This window comes from Sulfitobacter sp. TMED3 (assembly GCF_002167505.1).
Classification (GTDB): domain Bacteria; phylum Pseudomonadota; class Alphaproteobacteria; order Rhodobacterales; family Rhodobacteraceae; genus Sulfitobacter; species Sulfitobacter pontiacus.
The window spans coordinates 1-22021 of record NZ_NHBI01000036.1; the positions used below are offsets into that span (position 1 = coordinate 1).

Consider the following 22021-nt stretch of genomic DNA (forward strand, 5'->3'; position numbering starts at 1 on the left):
TCGGCGCGCTGCTGATCGCGGCGATGCTGATCATCCCCGCCGCCGCCGCCCGCCCCTTTGCCCGCACGCCCGAAGTCATGGCCATGACGGCCTGCATCATCGGGATGATCGCCGCCTTGGGCGGGCTGGCCGCGTCCTTCACGCTCGACACGCCGACGGGGCCCAGCATCGTCAGCGTCGCGGCGGTGCTGTTCGTGCTGTCGTCTGGCGTGGCCCCGTTGCTGAAACGCTAGGCGCTGATCTGCACATACAGCAAGGGCCGCAGCATCACGCTGCGGCCCTTGCTGTTTCGGGGGTGGCCCTATTCGGTCAGGCGGCTGCCGCAAGGGAATGCGACGGACGCCCGGTGCTCACCAGACTATGCGGGAAGAAGACCGAGAATTTGGTGCCCTTGCCCACCGTGCTGGCGACCGAGATATCGCCCCCATGCGCCAGCGCCAGCTTCTTGCAGATCGCCAGCCCGAGCCCTGTACCGCCTTCCGACCGGTTGTCGGCGCTTTCGATCTGGGTGAAGGCCTGGAAGATCGTTTCCAGATCTTTCTGCTCCATCCCGACACCATTGTCTTCGACCTCGAAGCGGAAGCCGCCGCCGTCCACTTCGGCCCGCAGGAAGATATCCTTGCCCTTGGAAAACTTGAGCGCATTGCCCACCAGATTGATCAGGATCTGCAAGCAGCGGCCACGGTCGGCGTTCACGTCAAGGCTGCCGTCGGGGATATGCAAGGTCACATCCTTGCCCTGCGCCATGCCCTGAAACTGGTCCTCGACCTGCGCCAGCAGCGCCCGTGTGGGGAATGTCGTCTTGGCCAGTTTGATGTCGTTCAGCTCGATGCTGGTATAGTCGAGAATATCGTTGATGATCGTCAGCAGGTGGTTGCCCGCGAATTTGACGCGCTGGCCGTAAAGCTCTGCCTGATCCCCGATGATATTATAGTGTTTTTCGGTGATCGGCTCACCTGGCGACAGTTTGGCCGTGGTCGTGGTCTTGAGCTTGGTCAGGAAGCCCGCATAGCCGATCACGATGGTCAGCGGCGTGCGCAGTTCGTGGCTGAGAACGCTCATGAATTCGGATTTCGCGCGGCTCGCCCCTTCGGCAGCGTCGCGGGCCTTGCGCAACTCCTCGATGCTTTCCATGCGGGTCCGGTTTTCGATGAAATAGGTGAACAGACCGCCAAGGGTGATTGTCGTCGCCGTGCCCGCGATCACCAGTGCCAGCAGCTTGTATTCTTCGGGGTTGGTATAGCCGGGTTTCAGCCCGATGCAGTCCACGCTGAACGCGGCCATGCCGGTGAAATGCAGCCCGATGATGGCCAGCGTCAGGACGCCCGTCATTTGCAGCCCGCTCCACCGTGCGCTGCGGCTGCCCAGATACAGCGCGGCAGTCGACAGGACCACCGCCAGAATAACAGACCCGATGAGGTAGCCACGGTCCCATGTCACCACGCCTTCAACGCGGTAGGCCACCATGCCGGTGTAATGCATCGCCGATACCGCAACGCCAAAGATCGTACCGCCGATGATCGTGCTCGCGAGCGACCGGAACATGCCCGCCACCATGATGCCCACAGTCGACCCTGCAATCGCGATCAATAGCGAGACAAAGGTCAGTTGTAGGTTAAAGGTTACCGGTGCCGAAGGCTGATACGCGAGGATTGCGATAAAATGCGTACACCAGACCGCAACGCCCGCCGTGATCGCCGTGAGGAAGTACCAGATCAGCGCCTGTCTGCGCGGGCGCCCCAAGGCGTGCTGATACAAACGCGACACCACCCAGCAGCCAAAGGCGCAAAGCAGCCCGGCCAGAAGCACGAGACCAAGGTCGTGATCATGATGGATCGTATGGGCTACTTTGAACATGTCGGCGCACTCTACCTGTTGATTACCGGACAGTTAATCGGCGGAGAAAACGGCAGATTTGAGGCGTGTTTACGTTATACTGGTGGTAACCAAGAAAAATTTCCGGTCTTTTTTGCCATGGGAAACAACAGCTTGCAGGGTGCCAATCCGGCGGAAACGGCCAGTATATAAGGGCTGATGCCGCCGCGACGGCTGCACTTCAAGCAAAGCGCAGGGGGCTGAACGCCCGCCTATTGCCCTTTGATCTTGATTGAATACTGCCGCCGCGCGCCAGCGGGGGGGCGCGGGAAAGGGGCGGCCTTGCGGATCACCGATACCGCCGCCCGGTCCAGCGCGGCAGAGCCGGACCCCCGTGCGACTGACACAGAAGCCAACCCGCCATTGCTGGCGATGGCAAAAGCGATCGTCGCGGTGCCCGTGGTCCGGACCCGCGGCTTGCCCGCCCGCGAGATGCGGCGCATGACCTGACCGGGGTAGTTGCTGGCGGCGGCATTGCCTTGCGCCGATGCCGCGGCTTGGCGTTTGCCGGTGCTCGTGGATTTGGCCGATGTGCTTTGGCCCGACAAAGACCCTTTGGTCGCATTGCGCTGCGCATTGCCACGTGCGGCGGCTTGCTGCTCTGCCTGACGGCGTTCACGCTCCGCCTGCTCTTGCTTGGCGCGTGCCTCGGCGATCTTGGCAGCGGTTTCAGGGTTCTTGCGCATGGGGCGGCGCGACAGGACGGGGGCGTCGCTATCGGGGTCTTGCGCCTGCAGGGTTTCGGGCGGCGGTGCGACTTGCGCGCTCTCGGAGGGGGGCACGGCCAGCGGCGCGGGCACCAAGGCGGCGGATGCTGCGGGGGCCGCAGGCGTCACCGCTGCCACATCGGGCGGGGTCACGGGCTGCGCNTGNTCNGGCGGGGTGACCGGCTCGGCCTGNTCGGGCGGGGTTTGTTCTGCNGNGGTGGGGCGCAGGGGTTCTGCGGCGGTGGGGGCCTCGGCCACGGGCGTCTCTGCCNGTTCNGCCGGTTCCGGCGTGAGCGTGCCGACGGCCATATCCNCGAAACTGNTNCCCATCATCGCCTNGACNGGCGCACCGCCCCCTTCGATCGCGATCTCTTCTTGCGGCAGTCCGATGGTGACCGCCCCCGCGACGATCCCGACCGCCAAGGCGAAAGAGATCCCTTTGGCTGTAGGAGAATGCGATATCATTGCAGTGCCCTTTGCGTGACGAGCATCACCTTTTGCGCCCCCGCCGCGCGCAAGTCGCGGGTAAGCGTGACCAGCGTCTCGGCCGGCAAGGCGCGATCCGGCACAAGGCGTATGATCTCGCGGTCTTCGTCAGACAGGCTGGCGACATAGGACGCGGCATCCACCTGCTCCACGCCTTGATAGATCAACCGCCCGTCGGGGTAGATCACCAAAGCGTCCGGCGGGGCCTGCCCTTCAAGCGCGCGGGTCTCGACCAGCTTCAGATCGGGGTCCAGCGGCTGCGCCAGCGTGCCCGCGACCATGAAAAAGACGAGCATCAGAAAGACGATATTGATCAACGCGATGGTCGGTTCACGCTGCGGTTTGGATTTGGCAAATCGGCGCATCTGTCAGCCCCCCAATACCGACACCTGCAAGGCAGGCATCTCGCGCAGTTTGACCAGCACATCCGTCAACCGCTGCGCATCCACATCCGCCCCGAGCGAGACCAGCAGCACGGTGCCCTTCTCGGCCTTGGCCAAGGATGATCCGGCCAGCGCGTCCAATGCGATTTCCTCGCCATTCAGACGCAGGGTATCGGGGCCAAGCTGCAAGAACACCGGCTTGGCATCGCTGGCCTGCGCGACCGCGCCCGAACCGGCAGCGGCCAGCGGCACCTCGGAGAACTTCGAGAACGTCGAAGTCAGCATAAAGAACAGCAGCAGCAGAAAGATGACATCAATCAGGGAGGTCATCGACAGCCGCCGTCTGCGCGTGCGCGGCCTAGCCATGTGCGGCGACCATTTCGGGCGTCGGCGCTGGCGTGGCGGCGGCAGGGGCTGGCACNTCGNTGGACGGNTTCAGCACCGTGAGGATCGCCTTATCCGCGATCACCCGCTCTGCCTCCATCCGCTGTTCCANCCAGCTNAGGATCANGGCCGTGGGCATCGCCACNACCAGACCNACAGCCGTGGTCANCAGCGCCACCCAGATACCNCCCGCAAGGATCGACGGATCGACCTGCGATCCGGCGGCTTGCAGCGACCGGAANGCCTCGATCATGCCCAGAACCGTNCCGAACAAGCCCAACAAGGGGGCCAGCTGCGCCACGGAATCGAGCAGGCGGAAACCGGTTTCGAGCTTGGCAAAACGCGTCTCTGCCTCGGCTTGCAAACGCTCTACGCCTGCGCCGCTGCCCTTGCCGTTCGACACCATCGCCANCTTGATCACGGGGGCGAGGTAGCTTTTCGACCGGCCCAAAGCCTCGCGGGCGNCGGGTCTGTCGCCNCGGTCCCATGCCTCTACCGCTTCGGTCAGCGCCTTGTGCCGCCCCACGGCNGAGCGCCAGAACTGCCAGACCTTATAGATCGCCACNGCCAACGTCAGCACGGCGACGCCCATCAGGACAACAACAACCGGCCCGCCGGTCTCGGCGATCTGGCGAAACGACGCGATCANNNCAGAGAACATATCCATCAGCCCAGAACCTCGATTGACGTGCGNGATGTNGGCAGCAGGCCGGTGTCACAGACGCCGCTGGCGCTACCGCCGGTCTCGCAGGCGTTGGCCCCGTTGAACAGGATGCGGCCCANNNCTTCGCAGGTGGTTTGCGGCACGACGAACTGGCGCACGCGCGGGCGGGCCGGTGGCAGGGTGCCGAAATCAAACAGCGTCAGCCGGTCCACCTGCCCTTCGGTGTCAAACANCACCGCCTCGTAGATGATCTTGTCGACCGGTGNTTCCAAGCCATTGGTGANCATGAAGGTCAGCTTGCACGCATCTTCNGTGGTCTCTGCCGCGTTCAGCTCGACCGAGATTTGATCCTTGATATCGGTCTCTTGCGCGGCGACCAGCGGGGCNGCGATCACAANGGGCAGCGACAGAATAGCGGTACGGAAACGGGACATGGGACCTCCTGACCGTGGGATGAAACGATGAGATTTTTGGCTAAGGNGCTATGGGCACCTTTGGCTCTGGCGCGGCGCAGCGGGCAAACAGCCCTTTTGGCACAGCGCNATTGCGCCGTGCCTAGCAAAGATCACGACAAGGNGCAATCCTGACNTTAACAATCAACTATTCAGGAATGCACGCGCCAGCGACAAACCGCAAAGGTAGCCCCTGCGCCGCCCACGTTACCGAAGCTTGCGCAGATAGGCCCANGACACGTGACCGCGCACGCGGCGGGCCTGATCAAGCGAGACGTCGCACCAGCGCGTGCCGCCGGTTTGCTGACAATCGTGCACCTGCAAAATGGTGCCGTTGGGCAGGCCAAGCAACACGATGAACCCTGTCCCCGGCCCTGCCCGCATCTTGAGCATGTCATCCTCACCCACGCCCGTTACCTCGAAACGGCCCAACGATCCTGCGGTGGCGGGGGTGGCCCCCAAGGTGGTCGCGATCACGATTGCCGATACGGCGGCGGTCACTGCTTTGCGCATTTTTCTTGCCCTTGTTCTGATAGCCTCGGGTNCGGTGGTAGCCTGTGGGGGCCACAAAATAAACCGTGATATCGCGCNNGGGGTCATNATCCGCCGATNCGCNGNNGCGCGGGCGTCAGATGTTGGGGACGATNAAATCGGGCGACAGACCGGCCTGCGCGATGGCATCCGTCACATCCAGCCCCGTGAGCGAGCCATAGCCCGTGACCAGCGCCGTGGCAAAGCCCGCCTGCGCACCGCCCAGAATATCGGTATGCAGCGTATCGCCGACCATCAGCACCCGTTCGGGACGCAGGGCGCGATTGAACCGGCCGAGGGCGATGTCAAAGACCTGCCCGAACGGCTTGCCCAGAAACACAGGCCTCACACCGGTGCGATCGGCCAGCCGGTGCGCAAACCAGCCCGGTTCCCGCGAGAGGCCCGTTTCACGCGGNGCCACCAGATCGGGGTTGCCCACCAGCACCGGACGGGGCGCGCGTTTCAGNGACGCCTCCAGCAATGTCTGCCGACGGTCGGTCCAGCCGTCTGCGCCCACCAGCAAGAACCCGTCCTGCGCATCGTAGCTTTCGGCGTCATCCCCCAGCACAGTCGTGTTCAGCGTCGCCAGTTCCCCCAGATCGACGGCGGGGTTGATCATCACGCCCCATCGGCACGGCGGCAGCCCCGCGATATGCGCGGTCAGCGCCTCGCGGCTGGTGGTNNCCTCGGNGGCGGAGAAATCGAACCCCAGACGGGCGTAGCGCGCCATCATATGCGCCTTGGGATAGGCNGCGGAGTTTGACACCACGCCAACCGCCTTGCCCGCCGCGCGCAGCGCCGCGATGGTATCGGTCGCACCGGGGATCGCGGTTTCGCCGACGTTCAGCACGCCATAGGCGTCAAACAGGATCAGATCGAAGCGCGCCGCAAGGTCGGTAAACACGCCCGTTTCCGCCAGACCGCCCGCCGCAGTGCGCGGCAGACGGTCGGCAATTTGCAGATAGCGCGCGAAGGCGCTTTGCGGGTCGACGCCGATNTTCNGGGTCACAGGATACGGCGGCGCAGATAGGCAGAGATGACTTCCCCCACCACCACCAGCGCGATGATCGCCAGCAGGATGGTCGCNACCTCGGGCCANTTGAACGTGTCGATGGCACCTTGCAGGATGATCCCGATGCCNCCAGCGCCCACCAGNCCCAGCACGGTGGATTCGCGCAGGTTGATATCCCACCGCAGAATGGCNACNGCCCAGAANGTCGGCATNACCTGCGGCACNATCGCNTAGACGATNACCTTGAAGCGCNACGCGCCCGTCGCCTCAAGCGCTTCGACGGGGCGTGTGTCGATCTCCTCGATNGCCTCGCCCAGCAGTTTACCGATGAACCCGATAGAGCGGAACATGATCGCCACGATNCCGGCCACAACACCGGGCCCGAAGATCGCCACAAACAGCAGCGCCCAGATGATCGTGTTCACCGACCGCGAGGTCACAAGNATCAGCCGCCCCAGCCANAGGGTCACACGGTTGGGTGTGGTGTTCTGCGCCGAGATATAGGCGACCGGCAGCGACAGCAGCACCGCAAAGGTGGTGGCGAATGTCGCGATNTTCACCGTGTCCCACAGCACCTTGAGGATGGTNTCCAGATTNCTGGGGTCCGGCGGNTACATCCGGCCAAACAGATCGGCGATCTGTTCAGGGGCGCCCCAGACCCACGGCCAGATCACNTCNATCGAGGTGAGCGCCCAGGCGATGGCCAGTGCACAGCCCAGAAAGATGGCATAGCGCGTCATACGNTGCTTGAACGTAAAGCGGGACCAGTCGTCGCGCCCGAANTGCGTAGAAAGTGAGGTCATTGGATACGCTTTCGGATGACGCCGCTGACGGCCTCGGAGAAAAGGATCACCCCGACGATGACGATGGTGATGGCAAGGGCAAAATCATAGTCATAGCGGCCGAAGGCATTGGCGAGCGTCGCACCGATGCCCCCAGCCCCCACNATCCCCACCACGGCAGAGGCCCGCAGGTTGGAATCAAGCTGGTAGATGGTCAGACCGATCTGGCGCGGCATGATCTGCGGGAAGATCGCGTAAGANAGCGTCGAGAAATACGGCGCACCGGCGGCGCGCATNGCCTCGACCTGNCCAAAGTCGATCTCCTCGATCCGCTCGGCCAGCATNTTGGCGACAAAGCCGATGGAATAGACGGTCAGNGTCAGCACACCGGCGAACGGCCCGAAGCCNACGGCCTTGACGAANAGGATCGCGACAATGACCGGATGGAAGCTGCGNGCGATGATGATAANGGCNCGGCCCAGATAGAACACCGGCTTGGGGGCCACATTGCGNGCGGACATAAAGGCGATGGGGATCGACAGCAGCACGCCAAGCGCCGTGGCCAGCACCGCGATCTTGAGGCTTTCGAGAAAGCCGTCAATCAACAGCCCGCTGCGTTCAAAGCTCGGGGGAAAGGCCCCGCCAAAGATCTTTCCTGCGCGGCCGATACCTTCGGCGACGCGGTCCCAGTCGATGGGCATGGTCAGCCCGACCCAACCGAAATAGGCGATAACGCCCAAATACACGGCCCACCGCAGCACGGGATTGGCAATAAATGGCGGCTTGACCCAAGTGTCGCGCGGCGCGGTCATGATGCGGCTGCCTTGTCATCCGGCCCGCCGCTGCGGTCGGCATGGGGGCTGCCCGCATAGATCGCCTCCATCGCGGAGGGGTCCAGCATATCGGGCTTGTCGTCAAAGATGATCCGGCCATAGCGCATGCCGACGATGCGGTCGGTGTATTCCTTGGCCTCGTTCACATTGTGGATGTTGATCAACACCGGCAGCTTGAGCTCGCGCGACAGGTCGCGCAGCAGGCCCATGATCTGTTCCGATGTCTTGGGGTCAAGCGATGCGGTGGGTTCATCCGCCAGCAGGATATCGGGCTCTTGCATCAGGGCGCGGACCACGCCGACACGCTGACGTTCACCGCCCGACAGCTGATCGGCGCGGGTGTCGGCGTAATGGGCGATGCCGACCCGTTCCATCAACTCGTAAGCGCGGCGGATGTCTTGCTTGGGATAGCGCCGCGTGATGGCGGACCATGTTGAAATATACCCCAGACGGCCCGACTGGACGTTCTCCATCACGGTGAGACGATCCACGAGGTTGAACCCCTGAAACACCATCCCGATCTTGCGCCGCGCGGCACGCAGGTTCTTGCCCCGCAGGCGGGTCAGGTCGGTGCCGTTCAGCTCGATCATGCCGGAGGTGGGTTCAACCAAACGGTTGATGCAACGCAGCAACGTGCTTTTGCCCGCACCGGAAGACCCGATGATCGACACGACGCTTTCGCCCTCGATGGTGAGGTCAAGATTCTTGAGGACCGGATCGCCAGAGCCGTAGCGTTTGACGAGGTCAGTAATTTTCAACATGTAGGATACCTTATGCGTGAGGCCGGCCCATTGGGACCGGCCTCGACGGGAAAATCATTCAGCAGCAAGGCCTTGTGGCGTGTACTCAACACCGTTGGCAGACTGGATCTGGCGAATGACGGCCCATTGGTCTTTATAGGTGATCGGGACGAATTTGCTCACGCCCGAAAACTCTTCGCCCAATGCGGTGCCGGTGAAATCGTAGCTAAAGAAGGCTTCCTTGATCTTGTCCTTCAGCTCGGGCGTCAGGTCGTGGGCTACGCCGTAAGATGTCGTGGGGAACGGATCGCTTTCCCAGACAATGCGCACCTCGGCAGGGTCATAAAGCCCGCGTTCCGCCATGCGGTCCACCACTTCGGACGCAACCGGTGCCGCATCATAGTCGCCCGCGACCACACCCAGCATGGATTGGTCGTGGCTGCCCGAGTACGTCACTTCGTAGTCCTGATCCGGCACGACGCCCAGATCAGGGAACAGCGCGCGCGGTGCCTGATTGCCGGAGTTCGACGTGGGCGATGTATGCGCGACGCGTTTGCCAGCAAGGTCGGCCATCTCTTTGATATCGCTGTCGGCTTGGGTGTAGACCTGCAGCTTGTAGCCGAACTGCCCGTCTTCGGAACCCATGATCGCGAAGGGTTCAACGCCCGCAAGGTTCACGGCAAAGGGTGTGGGGCCGGTCGAGAAGCCCGCGATATGCAGACGGCCCGAGCGCATCGCCTCTACCTCGGCAGAGTTGGATTGCACAGCAAAGAACTGCACCTTCTTGCCGGTCACCTCGGACAGGTGGTCGATGAAGGGCGTCCAGATGTCTTCGTAGATCGCGGGATCTTCGACCGGTGTATAGGCAAAGACCAGCGTCGACGGGTCTTTGAGCATGCTTTCGTCCGTGGGCGCGTCGGCCACCAGATCGCCGTTGGCGTCACAGAACATCGCGTCCAGCGCGCCGCGCTCGGTGCATTCTTCGGCCAATGCGGTGGTGCCGGTCATGGCAAAAGCGGCCATCAGGCCCGCCGTGATAAAGCTGCGTTTGATCATCTTGTTTCTCCTCCCCGAGAATACCCGCACAGAGTGTACTGCACGATTAATTACGCGATACGAGCATTGAAGCTTTCGATTCGCAACATTTTCCGCCTAGTAATTTGGCAAGTGCCAAATATTGACGGTCGGGTGCATCGCCCCCGACCGCCGAAAGGAACCGCAAAATGGATACCGGAACGGAACGCCGAAACCTGCGCAAAGCAGAGCGCCACGCGCAAATATTGCTGGAACTGCGCCTTGCCCCGCATGTGCGGGTTTCGGACCTTGCGGCCAGCTTTGATGTGACCACCGAAACCGTCCGCCGCGATATTGCCGAGCTCAGCGCGCAGGGGCTTTTGCAGAAATCCTACGGCGGGGCCTCCCCCCGCGCGCCGGGGGCGCAAAGCGTGCTGGATGAACGCCAGCGCGAACATGTGGACGAACGTCGCCAGATGGCGCAACTTGCCGCAAAACGGGTGACAGACGGGCAAACCCTGATGATCGACGCAGGCGCCACGATGATGGAATTCGCGCGGGCGCTGACCCTTTCCGGCGTGGCGGCGACGGTATTAACCAACAGCCTGCAGGTCGCGATGATCTTGGGGGCCTCCGACAGGGTGCGGGTGATCATGACGCCCGGCGACTATATGAATGCAGAGGCCGCGCTGACCGGCACTGCCACCTGCGACTTTCTGCGCGGTTTCAATGTCGACGCGTGTTTTCTTGGGGCCTCCGCGCTGGATGAAACAGGCGTGAGCGAGGCCATCGCAGGCTTTGCCGAGGTGAAACGCGCTATGCTGGACCAAAGCCGCGCCGCGCATTTCCTGATCGACGCCAGCAAGTTCGGCAAACGTCACCTGACGCAGGTTACCCCGCTTGAGCATCTGGGCCATCTGATCACCGATGCAGCACCCAAGGACTCGCTTGCCCTAGCGCTTCGACAGCATCGCACCCCCGTGATCACCCCCGAAAACGCCTGACAGTAACCGGCATGACCGCTTTGCGCAAAAGTCTACAAAATGCCTCGATTGCGCCCGTATTTTGTCCGTTCGATAAACAATGATGCAGTCAATAAAGGGGACAAAGGCAGGCAAACCAGCAACGACAGAAAGTCGTGCGGCGGCCTACCTGGACGGAAGAGGGTGGCACTTTGCTCAACAAGTTCACGGGGTATTTAGCCTCTAAGGTATTCGTCGTTTTGACGATTGTCCTGCTCGCGAGTATCGGCGGGATTGCCTATTCTATTGTGAAGCTCGACCGCGACAATCACCTCGCCGCGCTGCGCCTTGAGGTGGAGCAGGCCCTGCATTCGGTGGCCGACCAGATCCAGCTGCGTTTCTTCGAAGCCGTGCTGGTGGCCAAGAACATCGAGAATACGCTTGCCGTCGCGGGTGAGATCGACGAGCGCCAGATCGCGCGCACCGTGAGCGACCTGCAACGCCACAACCCTGACGTGATTGCTGTCGCTTTGGCCCCTAACCTGTCGATTACACACAGTTTCCCACAAACGGATAACCGCGAGACGATCGGTGTCAAATACTGGCAACTGCCCGCCCAGATGGCGAGTGTGGCCCAAGCTTACCGCACCCGCGCGCCTGTGGTGGACGACCGTGTGAACCTTGTGCAGGGCGGTACCGGCTATATCATGCACTACCCTGTGTTCCTGCCGAACGCCGAGCTGAACACCGATCAGTTCTGGGGCGTCATCTCTGTCGTGATGGATCAGGAAGGTCTGCTGCAAGCCCCGCAACATGATTTCTCGGACCCCGCGCAATATAGTTTCGAGCTGCACCCGCTTAAAGCCTCCGGACTGGTAGAGGCCCTGCCCGATCACCGGTTGAGCGCGCTGAAAGACAAGCCCGTCGTGACCACGTTTAACGTTCTGGGCACCACATGGGAAGCCGCCGTACGCCCCGCCGCGGGATGGCCGGCCTATTCACCACAAAGCCGGAACCTGGTGGGTTTCGCCCTCATTTCCGCCATATTCCTGCTGGGCGTGCTGTTGGCCTTCCGCCGGTTGGCGTTGAACCAGACCAACGCCCACGCCCTGCTGGCCGAGGCCATCGACGCGATCGACGAAGGCTTTATCGCGTTTGACGACAAGGAACGGGTGATGGTGGTGAACCAGAAGTACCGCGACTATCACCCCCAGATCGCCGATCTGATCGTCCCCGGTGTCACCATGGGAGAGCTTGTGGTCAACTGGGCCAAGCGGACCGAAAGCCTCAGCGGATCGAAAAGCAAACAGGCCTGGGTACGGGAGCGGCTACAACGTTTCCGCAATCCGGGTCAGGCGTTCTTGCAAGACATCGGCAACGACAATTGGCTCAAGGTGACAGAGGCAAAGACCCCCCACGGCTATACCGTCGGCATCTGGACGGATGTGACCGCCGAGAAGCGCGCGCAAGAAGCCGCTGAAGCCGCCGACCGCGAGAAGACCGAGTTCCTGAACAACGTATCGCACGAGCTGCGCACCCCGCTGACCGTGATCTTTGGCCGCTCATCATTCATGCGGCACAGTGATAAGATGCCTCAGGCGCAGCGGTTGATGTCGGCGCTGACCGCCGATGGCAGCGGCTGTCCGAAATCGGCTGCCGCCGCGATGGAGTATCAGAAGTTCATCACCGATCAGGGTGCCGGAATCGCGGAATCATCGCAGCATATGATCCGCCTTGTCGAAGATCTGCTGGACTGGACCAAAGTGTCCCGCGGCCAGCTAGAGCTGGACATGGCCCCCACCCAGCTGGACGAGATCGCCCGCACCGTCACCCAAGAACTGCAACCCGCCGCAGAGGCAAAAGGGCTGACCCTCACCTATGCCGGCGACGGCCCTGCTGCCACCGTAGCGGATAAGGTGCGCGTCAAACAAATCCTGTACAATCTGATTACAAATGCGATCAAATTCACCAGCGAAGGCAAAATCCACCTGTCGATGCTACATTCCGCCGACGAGATCGTATTCAGCGTCACCGACACCGGCAACGGCATCGCAGAGGAGGACGCGAGCCGCGTGTTCCAGCGGTTCCAACAGGTTGACGGGTCCATGACACGGCAAAACGGCGGTTTGGGGCTGGGGCTGGCCATCTCGGAGCAGCTGGTAGAGCTGCACGGCGGATCGCTGTCACTGGAAAGCAAACTGGGCGTCGGTAGCACCTTTAGCCTGACGCTGCCCTGCACCGGCGCGACCGATATCCAGAAGACGGCTTGAAGCGCAGAGGGGCGCGGTACTTTAAATTCTAACGATAAATATTTGGGCAAGCGCCGGTTTCGCGCATATGATGCCCTAGCGTAACGATGATCCTGTTTATGACCTGTAATTTTTCCAAGGGCATTTTCATTGGACCTCAAGACAAACAGCTATGTCGTGGACAGCAAGGATCGGATCATCTCTGTCGGGTCCGAATGGGACGCCTTCGCCATAGAGAATGACGCGCCGGGGGCGACCTCCACCCATGTGCTGGGGCGGGAGATTTGGGATTTCGTCGAAGGGGCCAACACGCGTACATATCTGTTCGGCGTGTTTCAGGCCTGCCGGATCGAACAGCAACTGTTCAGTATCCTTTACCGCTGTGACGGGCCGGATGTGCGGCGGTTGTACCGACTGACGATCTGGCCCTCCCCCGACGATAGCCTGACCATCGGCAGTATGCTTGTCCATGCGATCACCAGCCCCCCTCACCCTACGGTCAGCGCCTTCGAGGAATACTACGATACCACGCGATGTTCGGTCTGCTGTGCATTCCAGATCGGCGACAAATGGATCGATCTGCGCACCCCGCCAGATGCGGATAACTTCGCCAAAAGCTATTCCATCTGCCCCACCTGCAAAGACGCCGCACAGGTGGAGTTTGCGCGGATGAAACGAAAATCAAACATCATCCCCCTACCGCGCGCCAAGCAGTGAGGCGCGCACAAAAGTGGGAAAAACATCGCGGATGCGGCGACACCTAAAGCTGTCAATGTATTGAAATCAGGGAAAAAATGGTGCCCCCACACGGACTCGAACCGCGGACCTACTGATTACAAATCAGTTGCTCTACCAGCTGAGCTATAGGGGCACTGAGGGAGCGTTTAAGAGATTGCTGCGGGCCGTGCAAGAGGGGAAATGTCAATTTTTTGCAGTTTTACACAAGTCGCAGGAAAGGCTATTGGAAAGCCGGTATCAGTAAGGGTGAGAAGACGTTCATGCAGTTGATTTTGCACACAGGTGCCCATTACACCGAAGAAGACAGGCTGCTGAAAAGCCTCCAGTCGAACCACGATCTTTTGACGCAGGCGGGCACGCATGTGCCGAGCCCCGCAACCTATCGTGGTCTGTTTCGCGATACGTTGAATGCGATGTATAAAACATCCGCCTCGGATGGGGCGCGGGATGTCTTGCTGGACGCGGTCATGGGAGATTCTGACGCGGATCGGGTGATCTTTTCCGACGCGAACTTCTTTCGCACCCCTGCGACGGCTGTTGTTGAAGGGATGCTTTATCCCGCCGCCCCTGTGCGGATGATGCGCATGGCGCAGCTTTTCCCCGAGGATGAACTGCAGATTTTCATGGGCATTCGCAATCCCGCGACCCTGCTGCCGGTGCTGTATGATGTGTCGGCCGATAAATCTCCGCCGCAGTTCTGGGGCGACAAGGATCCGCTGGATGTGCGCTGGTCCGACACGCTGGCGCTGCTACGTGATTCTGCGCCCGAGATTCCCGTGACCGTATGGTGCAACGAAGACGCCCCCCTGATCTGGGGGCAGATCATGCGCGAGATGGCGGGCCTGCCCACGATGGCACCGTTGGACGGCGAATTCGACCTGTTGGAAACGATCATGCGCCCCGAAGGCATGAAACGGTTCAAATCCTATCTCGCGTCCCATCCCGAGATGACAACGGCAGAGCACCCGCGTGTGATCGCGGCGTTTCTGGACAAATACGTGATCGACGACGCGCTTGAGGAAGAGCTGGACATGCCCAGCTGGACCGAAGAGCTGGTCGAAGAGATGACCGAGGTTTACGACGAAGACGTTGCGCGCATTCAGGAAATTCCCGGCGTGCGGGTCATCCTGCCATAGCGGCGGGATCACCGCCTAAGGTCAGCTGTCAAATGGCAGGCTGCGCAGGGTTACGATGCGGGCCTCGTCCCCGATGACCACGTGGAGCGACGCTTGCTTTGCATCCGATGCGATCATCCCGACGCCGATATTGGCCTTGAAACGTTTGGAATAGACGTAGTCGCTAAGCACACCGCGCGGCTGGCCTTTGTCGTCCAGCACGGGAATCGAATGTCCCGCCGCCGTCAGTGGCGCACCCGCGATGACAAAGCCTGACCTTTCCCGTTGCGCGCCTTCATCCGCAATACGGCGCAGCGCCTCTTTGCCGATAAAATCNTCGGGGGTNTCAAGATCGACCAGCTTGCCCAGGCCGATGTCATACGGGGTGCNGGGGTTGGTCTGAAGACGACCATCCGCCCCATAGGACACCAGCCCGCTTTCGATCCGTTCAACGTCATTGGGCGCACCGGGGCGGATNCCAAAGGGCGCGCCTGCGGCCTTTACCNTNGNCCANAGCTCNCCCCCGCGGCTGCTGTCNTGNAGATACANNTCGAAGCCGCCCTGTTTCGACCAGCCCGACCGCGCCAGCACCAGCGGGATATCCCCCAACTGCGTTTGCTTGAAGCCNAAATACCTCAGATCGCGCACCCAGTCGCCGAACAACGCGGTGATCACCGCCTCGGCCTTGGGGCCCTGAACCGCCAGCGGGGATACGTCTGGCTCGGCCACGGTCACGTCCCACCCGCGCTCTGCCGCGATGGCGCTGGCCCATAGGGCGATGTCACTGTCCGCAATCGACAGCCAATAGCGATCCTGCGCCAGCATGAGCAGCACGGGGTCGTTGATAAGCCGCCCCCGATGGTCGCACATGGGCACATAGCGTCCCTGCCCGATCCGGGTTTTCGACATATCGCGCGTGGTCAGATACTGGATCAGCCGCGCNGCATCCGGNCCCGACAGTTCGACCTGCCGTTGCGCCGCGACATCCCACATNGCCACACCGTTCATCAGCGCGTCATATTCCCCCTCGGGGTCGCCGTAATGCGCTGGTATGAACATGTGATTATAGACCGAGAAACAAGCCACGCCGTCTGCGACGGTCGCATCGAAATAGGCGGATTTGCGATTATTCGGGCCAATGCCGATCTGAAACGTCATGGGGGAGATCCTTTTACCAAGGCCCACCGTACCACCCCTGTGCCCTAACCCAAGGCGCGGGGGTCAGGGAACGGCGATACCATCAGGCGGGCGTTCGCTTTTTCTGACACGGCAAAGCCCCGCACATCAACCGGCATCCTCCCAAAGGTTGGGGANGCGCGGGCAATGGCGGGGCCTAGGGTGTGTCTAGGGTGTGAAACGCCCCCTCGGCATCCTCTGCCGAAGGGGCGCGTCGGGTTACTGCGCGGCCAGCAGTTCGGGCACGCTCAGCAGCACCACTTCGTTATCCGCAGCGGCATCCAGCTTGCGCCCGGATGAGAACGGCAGGTTGTTGTCCACGGCGACCATGATGTGCGTCTCGTCCACCCGCATCACGTCCTCGATGGTGAAGAACGGCAGGCTGAACCGCCCTGCCTCGCCGCCATCGGTTTCGATGCGGGCCTTACCCTCNGGGTCGGCGATGTTCATCAGGTCGATCTGGCCGATGCGGCGCACATAGCCCTCGGCATCCACATCGGCGGTATCGATCANCACCACATGNTTGACCATCGCGGGGTTCGGGAAACAATCTGCCTGCGGGTCACCGGCGCATTTCAACGAAGGCTCGCCCTCGCCATTGTCACGCTCGATCACCAGCGCGCGGGTCTCGTCGATAAAGTTGAANTCACCGATCGCCGTGGCCCCTTCGGCCAGCTTGAACTTGAAGCCCTCGCCCGTCCANTCGCGTGCCTCGGGGTCAAAGGCCATGACGCGCAGGAAATCACCTTCGTTCTCGCCGCTCGCAGCCAGCAGAGGTTTCTCGAGCATGGCCCACAGCAAACCCGTTTCAGGCTGCAGCGCCATGCCCTCGTACCCGCCCGAGCGTGGCACGGTCCAATCCGTCCCCTTCACCGATGTGGCCGAGATACCGGGCGTGTCCGGCCCTTTCAGTTGNACACCATCNACCATCGTCGGATAGACGCCCTTGATCCGCCCGTCCAATGTGGCCTCGATCAGATAGGGGCCGAACTCCTCGCCGATCCAGATGCTGTCGCCGACGCGCTGGATGCTCTCCAGATCGAAATCCGCGCCGGTCAGATAGCGGCTGTCTGTCCCGCCATAGGAAATGCGGAAGGGCACTTTGAAATCGGGATCATGCAGAAAAACGGTTTCCTTGATCTCGACCTCGCCTGTGTCGAAATCAGCGTCCATCCGGCTGAAGAACAACAGNGTATCGGGGCTGTTNGCCTTGGAGCCAAAGCCGTTGTCCGTCAGNACATAGACCGACCCNTCCTCGGCACGGTTCATNGCGAAACCGGAAAACCCCTGCAACGGCTGGCCAATGAAGGGCAGGTTCAGCCCCGTCAGCCGTTTGCCATGCAGCCCGCCCGTATCGCCCGGCACCGACATCGGCACACCATTGCGCGCGCCACCAGTGAATTTACCACTGATCCACGCATCCTTCGGCGCATCCGCAGGCGGCGCGACAAGGCTCAGCGCAGGCAGGTAGGCATGGCCCGCAAGCGTGGCATCAAACGTCTCTTGCGCGACAGCGGGGACGGCAAGAAGGGACAGGGCAAGGGGAAAAATAGGGTGTTTCATAAGGGCTCTCCGTTAAAGACGGCCCCTGATGCGCGATTCTGGTAACAGCCGCGTAACGCAAAGGTGACGGTTCCACGACAGGCGCGGAATTGGGGAGAGACGTGATGGAAAGGTGGGATATTGGCGGAGGAGGTGGGATTCGAACCCACGGTACGCTCTCACGCACGCTGGTTTTCAAGACCAGTGCATTCGACCACTCTGCCACTCCTCCGCAGCAAGCACCGCATAGAGGGGTGTCAGCGATTCTGCAAACCTGGAAATGACGCGCACTGTGGCACCGTAACGCAAGACAGCGGCAGCCCGTGTTGGGCGGGTTCCGGCCGGGTGGGGAAATTTGCCGATGCCGTCCTGTCAGCCTTTCCAAAACCCCTGTACCCGCGTTAGTGTAGCGCAAAGACCCCGGCAATGGGGCATCAAACATGCCGTATTGACGGCGCGATCAGGCGGCGGCGGACAACGCCGCGCCAGCAGGCAAGGACGACGGACATGAACAGCCTCAGGCTACACCCTTTTTCTGGCAACCGGCCGCTGCGGTGCACGGTAGGGGTTTTGCTGATGATGACGACTTTGGCGGGCTGCGATGCGGTCGGCAATCTGACCGGCGGTCAGAAAGGCTCTGCTGCGGTGGCGTCCAGCTCGACCAAACTGGTGGAGCGTGACGTCGAAGCGCCCGAGGTTTTCTCGGTCAGTGATCAGGGGCTTTGGGACGGACGCCCCAGCCTTGGCGGTGTCTGGGTCGCGCATCCCGATGTCACAGATCCCGAACGGGTGATCATCCGCAACGAGGCCAATGGCAAATTCGTCATCGGCGCGTTGTTCCGCCGTGAACGCGATCTGCCCGGGCCCAAGCTGCAGATGTCTTCGGATGCGGCGGCGGCCCTTGGTATTCTGGCCGGTGCCCCTGCGCCATTGAACGTCACTGCCCTGCGCCGTCAGGAGGTCGACGACACCCCTGCCCCCGACGCAGCCCCCGAAGGCACGATCGAAACCCCGTCGGAAGTGACAGAAACCACGCTTGATCCGGTCGCTGTCACNGCNGGTGCCGCGATTGATGCNGCCCCCGCTGCGGCNAAACCCGCTGCCCCTACGGCCCCGAAACCCGCGGCACCCAAACCTGCGTCTTCGCTGGCAAAGCCCTTTGTCCAGATCGGCATTTTCAGCGTAGAGGCAAATGCCGAACGCGCGGCCAACCAGATGCGCAGCGCGGGCATGTTGCCCACCGTCAAACGCAGCGAGATCAACGACAAGCCGTTCTGGCGCGTGGTNGTCGGCCCNGCGGCNACGAAATCCGAACTGACCAATTTGCTGAAATCCATCAAGACCGAAGGGTTCTCTGACGCCTACGCCGTGTCGAACTGACCCACCGCCAAAGGAAACTGCCATGATCCGTATTTTTGCAGCCACGATTGCNACCCTTCTGTTGGCCCTGCCCGCGCAGGCGTTCGAGACACAGGCCCGCGCGGCCTATGTGGTCGACCAGACCACCGGCACCGTGCTGCTGACCAAGAACGCGGATGAACCGCTGCCGCCGGCCTCCATGTCGAAACTGATGACGNTGTATATGGCGTTNGAGGCNATCGANCGGGGCAAAAGCAATGGCGGNCTGGACCTGACAGAGGAACTGCCCGTGTCGCAGCACGCCATGTCCTACGGCGGATCGACCATGTTTCTGGACACNACCGACCGCGTAAAGGTCGAAGACCTGCTGCGCGGCATCATCGTGCTGTCNGGCAATGACGCCTGCGCCGTGATCGCCGAAGCGCTGAGCCCCGACGGGTCAGAGGCCGGTTTTGCCCGCCTGATGACCCAGCGGGCGCAGCAGATGGGCATGACCAACTCGACNTTCGCGAACTCCAACGGCTGGCCTGCTGCCGGTCACCGCATGTCGCTGCGCGATCTGGGGCTGCTGGCCACCCGCCTGATCGAGGATTACCCGCAGTACTACCCNATGTTCTCGCAGCGCGAATTCCTGTTTGACGGGCGCGCNCCGCAAAACAANACCAACCGCAANCCGCTGCTGGGGCTTGGCATNGGCGCGGACGGGCTGAAAACCGGCCACACCGAAGAAGCAGGCTACGGGCTTGTCGGCTCTGCCAAACAGGGCGACCGCCGCGTTGTGTTTGTTCTGTCCGGTCTCGAAAGCGCCGCGGCCCGCGCGCAGGAATCNGAATCGATTGTGAACTGGGCCTTNCGCCAATTCTCGCAACGGTCCATGGGCAAAGCCGGCACCATGATTGCCGAAGCCCCCGTGGCGCTTGGNGCGCAGGGTGCCGTTGGCCTTGAACTGGAAAGCGATCTGTCGGTGCTGGTGCCTGTGTCCGGCGGCAGCGATGTCTCGGCCGAGGTGGTNTATACCGGCCCGCTGCGCGCGCCCATCACCAAGGGCCAGAACATCGGCGAACTGGTGCTGACCCGCGGTGACCTGCCAGAGGTACGTGCCCCGCTGGTTGCCCGCGACAGCGTTGCCGCAGGGGGNTTCATGGTCAAACTTGAAGCCGCCGCCCGCCATCTGCTGACCCGGTTGAACGAAGGGCCAGAGGCCGCTTCGTGAGCACCGCGGCCAAGGGCCTGTTCATCAGCTTCGAAGGCATCGACGGCTCGGGCAAATCGACCCAGACCAAATTACTGAAAGACCGNCTTGAGGCCGACGGGCATCAGGTCGTGCTGACCCGCGAGCCCGGCGGCTCCCCCGGGGCCGAGGAAATTCGCGCATTGGTCTTGCAGGGCGATCCCGACCGCTGGTCCGCCCGAACCGAGATCCTGCTGTTCACCGCCGCCCGTCGGGATCACCTTGANCGCACGATCCTGCCTGCGCTCGAGGCGGGCAAGATCGTGATCTGCGACCGCTTTGCCGATTCCACCCGNATGTATCAGGGGCTCAGCCGNGGTGACCTNCGCGGTGCCGTGGACCAGCTGCACAGCCTGATGATCGGCGTCGAGCCCGATGTGACTGTGCTGATCGATATGGACCCCGGCGAAGGGCTCAGCCGNGCCTTGTCNCGCAACACGGTCGAGGAACGGTTCGAGGATTTCGGCGAAAGCCTGCAGGTCGCCATGCGCGCCGGNTTCCTGTCGCTTGCCGCTGAATTCCCCGACCGTTTCGTCACCATCAACGGCGCNCAATCCATCGATGCGGTNGCGGCGGATGTGNTTGCGCAGGTGCGCCCGCGTCTTGATGCGCGCTGACCCCTTTTCCTGCCGCCGCAATCTGCTAGACCACNTGACATGAGTGATGACGCCCCCCAGCCCGACCGTATCGACGGCGCGCGCCACCCGCGCGACACGCCGCAGCTTTTCGGCCAGTCGGCGGCAGAGGCCGCNTTCCTCGATGCNTTCAACTCGGGCAAGCTGCACCACGGCTGGCTGCTGACCGGNCCGCGTGGGGTGGGCAAGGCCACCTTGGCGTGGCGTATTGCGCGGTTCCTGCTGGCCACCCCCGATGCGGAGGACGGCGGCATGTTCGNCNCCCCCGCCCCNACCAGCCTTGATATCGATCCCGACCNCCCCGTCGCCCGCCGCATTGCGGCCGGGGGCGAAGGNGCGCTGAAGGCGATCACGCGCTCTGTTGACGAGAAAACCAAACGGCTGCGCAAGCAGATCGTTGTGGATGACATCCGCAAGCTGAACGGGTTCTTCCAGATGTCCGCTGCCGACGGCGGGCGCCGTGTCGTGATCGTCGACGACGCCGACCTGATGAACCCCAATGCCGCGAACGCGCTGCTCAAGATGCTGGAAGAGCCGCCCGCCCGCGCGATCATGCTGCTGATCAGCCACCGCCCCTCCGGCCTGCTGCCCACCATCCGCTCGCGCTGCCGGACCCTGCGGCTTGGCACCCTGACGCCGGATGATATGGCGCAGGCGCTCGGCCAGTCCGAGGTGGATATTCAAGGCGATCCCGCAGCGCTCGCGGCGCTTTCCGGCGGGTCTGTCGGCGGCGCGCTGTCCCTGTCGCTGATGGGCGGTCTGGCGATGTATGGCGAACTGGTCGCCCTGCTTGATACGATGCCGCGGCTGGACCGCGCCCGCGCGCTCAAACTGGCAGAGGCCGCCGCCGCCCGCGGAGCCGAAGAAAAACTGTCGCTGCTGTTCACGCTGGTGGATCTGCTGATGCTGCGATTGGCCCGCACCGGTGCCCTTGGCCGCCCACCCGAAACCGCCGCCGCCCAGAACGAGGCCGCGGTGCTGACCCGCCTGTCGCCCACCCCCGCCCAAGGACGGGTCTGGGCCGAGACCGCGCAAGACATCGGCACCCGCGCGCGCCACGGGATGGCGGTCAACCTTGACCCTGCCGCACTGGTCCTAGATACCCTGTTCAAGATGGGCGACGCCGCACCGCGCTAGCCCACGCAAGACGA

Annotated in this window: 23 protein-coding genes and 2 tRNA genes; 10 read left to right on the top strand and 15 right to left on the bottom strand. The window is 62.4% G+C overall.

Annotated elements, in window-relative coordinates:
- Positions 1-233 (top strand): metal ABC transporter permease (locus CBB63_RS09805; RefSeq protein WP_286699007.1); only part of this gene is annotated, 233 nt, incomplete at its 5' end.
- A gap of 76 nt (positions 234-309) precedes the next feature.
- Here CBB63_RS09805 and CBB63_RS09810 read toward each other — a convergent pair.
- Positions 310-1857 carry an MHYT domain-containing protein gene (locus CBB63_RS09810; RefSeq protein ID WP_286699008.1) on the bottom strand — a complete coding sequence of 516 codons (1548 nt, stop codon included), beginning with the start codon at positions 1855-1857 and terminating at the stop codon, positions 310-312.
- Here CBB63_RS09810 and CBB63_RS09815 point away from each other — a divergent pair.
- Entirely contained in the window at positions 1828-2028 is a 201-nt protein-coding gene (locus tag CBB63_RS09815) for a hypothetical protein (RefSeq protein WP_156775802.1), read from the top strand. The genes CBB63_RS09810 and CBB63_RS09815 overlap by 30 nt on opposite strands.
- 59 nt (positions 2029-2087) lie before the next feature.
- On the opposite strand, the gene tolA is transcribed toward CBB63_RS09815, so the two are convergent.
- The 10 genes from tolA to phnD all read right to left on the bottom strand — a co-directional run bounded on the left by tolA (position 2088) and on the right by phnD (position 9905).
- Complete coding sequence (gene tolA / locus CBB63_RS09820) at positions 2088-3047, bottom strand: cell envelope integrity protein TolA (RefSeq protein WP_286699009.1); 960 nt, start codon at positions 3045-3047, stop codon at positions 2088-2090.
- The gene (locus tag CBB63_RS09825; protein ID WP_286699010.1) at positions 3044-3433 is read right to left on the bottom strand and encodes an ExbD/TolR family protein; all 390 of its coding nucleotides are present in this window, start codon (positions 3431-3433) and stop codon (positions 3044-3046) included. The genes tolA and CBB63_RS09825 overlap by 4 nt, the downstream gene beginning before the upstream one ends.
- Positions 3434-3436: 3 nt before the next feature.
- Complete coding sequence (locus CBB63_RS09830) at positions 3437-3781, bottom strand: ExbD/TolR family protein (RefSeq protein WP_037962775.1); 345 nt, start codon at positions 3779-3781, stop codon at positions 3437-3439.
- 28 nt (positions 3782-3809) lie between these two features.
- Entirely contained in the window at positions 3810-4502 is a 693-nt protein-coding gene (locus CBB63_RS09835) for a MotA/TolQ/ExbB proton channel family protein (RefSeq protein WP_286699011.1), read from the bottom strand.
- Between the two features lie 656 nt (positions 4503-5158).
- Complete coding sequence (locus CBB63_RS09845) at positions 5159-5464, bottom strand: SH3 domain-containing protein (RefSeq protein WP_009826702.1); 306 nt, start codon at positions 5462-5464, stop codon at positions 5159-5161.
- 115 nt (positions 5465-5579) lie between these two features.
- A complete protein-coding gene (locus CBB63_RS09850; protein ID WP_286699013.1) occupies positions 5580-6491 on the bottom strand; it encodes an HAD-IIA family hydrolase in 912 nt (303 codons plus the stop codon).
- A complete protein-coding gene (phnE, locus tag CBB63_RS09855; protein WP_286699014.1) occupies positions 6488-7297 on the bottom strand; it encodes a phosphonate ABC transporter, permease protein PhnE in 810 nt (269 codons plus the stop codon). Before phnE (CBB63_RS09855) ends, CBB63_RS09850 begins: the two co-directional genes overlap by 4 nt.
- Positions 7294-8088: a phosphonate ABC transporter, permease protein PhnE gene (gene phnE / locus CBB63_RS09860; RefSeq protein ID WP_286699015.1), complete on the bottom strand. Its 795-nt coding sequence runs from the start codon at positions 8086-8088 to the stop codon at positions 7294-7296. Before phnE (CBB63_RS09860) ends, phnE (CBB63_RS09855) begins: the two co-directional genes overlap by 4 nt.
- On the bottom strand, positions 8085-8870 hold the full coding sequence (phnC, locus tag CBB63_RS09865) for a phosphonate ABC transporter ATP-binding protein (RefSeq protein ID WP_286699016.1): 786 nt from the start codon (positions 8868-8870) through the stop codon (positions 8085-8087). Before phnC ends, phnE (CBB63_RS09860) begins: the two co-directional genes overlap by 4 nt.
- Positions 8871-8924: 54 nt before the next feature.
- Positions 8925-9905 (bottom strand): phosphate/phosphite/phosphonate ABC transporter substrate-binding protein, encoded by a 981-nt coding sequence (gene phnD, locus CBB63_RS09870; RefSeq protein ID WP_286699017.1) that lies wholly within the window; start codon positions 9903-9905, stop codon positions 8925-8927.
- Between the two features lie 167 nt (positions 9906-10072).
- Between phnD and CBB63_RS09875 the strand changes: the two genes are divergently transcribed.
- The 3 genes from CBB63_RS09875 (at position 10073) to CBB63_RS09885 (ending at position 13791) form a co-directional block, all read left to right on the top strand.
- Positions 10073-10867, top strand: a complete 795-nt coding sequence (locus CBB63_RS09875) for a DeoR/GlpR family DNA-binding transcription regulator (RefSeq protein WP_286699018.1) — start codon at positions 10073-10075, stop codon at positions 10865-10867.
- 218 nt (positions 10868-11085) lie between these two features.
- Positions 11086-13095 (top strand): ATP-binding protein, encoded by a 2010-nt coding sequence (locus tag CBB63_RS09880; RefSeq protein ID WP_286699019.1) that lies wholly within the window; start codon positions 11086-11088, stop codon positions 13093-13095.
- Between the two features lie 129 nt (positions 13096-13224).
- Positions 13225-13791, top strand: coding sequence for a hypothetical protein (locus tag CBB63_RS09885; RefSeq protein ID WP_074635136.1), 567 nt, complete (start codon positions 13225-13227; stop codon positions 13789-13791).
- 78 nt (positions 13792-13869) lie between these two features.
- On the opposite strand, the gene CBB63_RS09890 is transcribed toward CBB63_RS09885, so the two are convergent.
- Positions 13870-13945 (bottom strand) — tRNA-Thr (locus tag CBB63_RS09890).
- A gap of 127 nt (positions 13946-14072) precedes the next feature.
- Here CBB63_RS09890 and CBB63_RS09895 point away from each other — a divergent pair.
- Complete coding sequence (locus CBB63_RS09895) at positions 14073-14948, top strand: hypothetical protein (protein ID WP_005852722.1); 876 nt, start codon at positions 14073-14075, stop codon at positions 14946-14948.
- A 21-nt stretch (positions 14949-14969) separates the two neighbouring features.
- On the opposite strand, the gene CBB63_RS09900 is transcribed toward CBB63_RS09895, so the two are convergent.
- The 3 genes from CBB63_RS09900 to CBB63_RS09910 all read right to left on the bottom strand — a co-directional run bounded on the left by CBB63_RS09900 (position 14970) and on the right by CBB63_RS09910 (position 17877).
- Positions 14970-16085, bottom strand: a complete 1116-nt coding sequence (locus CBB63_RS09900; protein WP_286699020.1) for an aminomethyltransferase family protein — start codon at positions 16083-16085, stop codon at positions 14970-14972.
- Between the two features lie 237 nt (positions 16086-16322).
- On the bottom strand, positions 16323-17666 hold the full coding sequence (locus CBB63_RS09905; RefSeq protein WP_286699021.1) for an esterase-like activity of phytase family protein: 1344 nt from the start codon (positions 17664-17666) through the stop codon (positions 16323-16325).
- Between the two features lie 121 nt (positions 17667-17787).
- A tRNA-Ser gene (locus tag CBB63_RS09910) sits at positions 17788-17877 on the bottom strand.
- Positions 17878-18152: 275 nt separating this feature from the next.
- Here CBB63_RS09910 and CBB63_RS09915 point away from each other — a divergent pair.
- The 4 genes from CBB63_RS09915 to CBB63_RS09930 all read left to right on the top strand — a co-directional run bounded on the left by CBB63_RS09915 (position 18153) and on the right by CBB63_RS09930 (position 22007).
- Positions 18153-19025 (top strand): SPOR domain-containing protein, encoded by an 873-nt coding sequence (locus tag CBB63_RS09915; RefSeq protein ID WP_005852695.1) that lies wholly within the window; start codon positions 18153-18155, stop codon positions 19023-19025.
- A gap of 22 nt (positions 19026-19047) precedes the next feature.
- Positions 19048-20217, top strand: a complete 1170-nt coding sequence (locus CBB63_RS09920) for a D-alanyl-D-alanine carboxypeptidase family protein (protein WP_286699022.1) — start codon at positions 19048-19050, stop codon at positions 20215-20217.
- Positions 20214-20852, top strand: coding sequence for a dTMP kinase (gene tmk / locus CBB63_RS09925; RefSeq protein WP_286699023.1), 639 nt, complete (start codon positions 20214-20216; stop codon positions 20850-20852). The genes CBB63_RS09920 and tmk overlap by 4 nt, the downstream gene beginning before the upstream one ends.
- Positions 20853-20891: 39 nt before the next feature.
- A complete protein-coding gene (locus CBB63_RS09930; RefSeq protein WP_286699024.1) occupies positions 20892-22007 on the top strand; it encodes a DNA polymerase III subunit delta' in 1116 nt (371 codons plus the stop codon).
- Positions 22008-22021 lie beyond the last annotated feature (14 nt).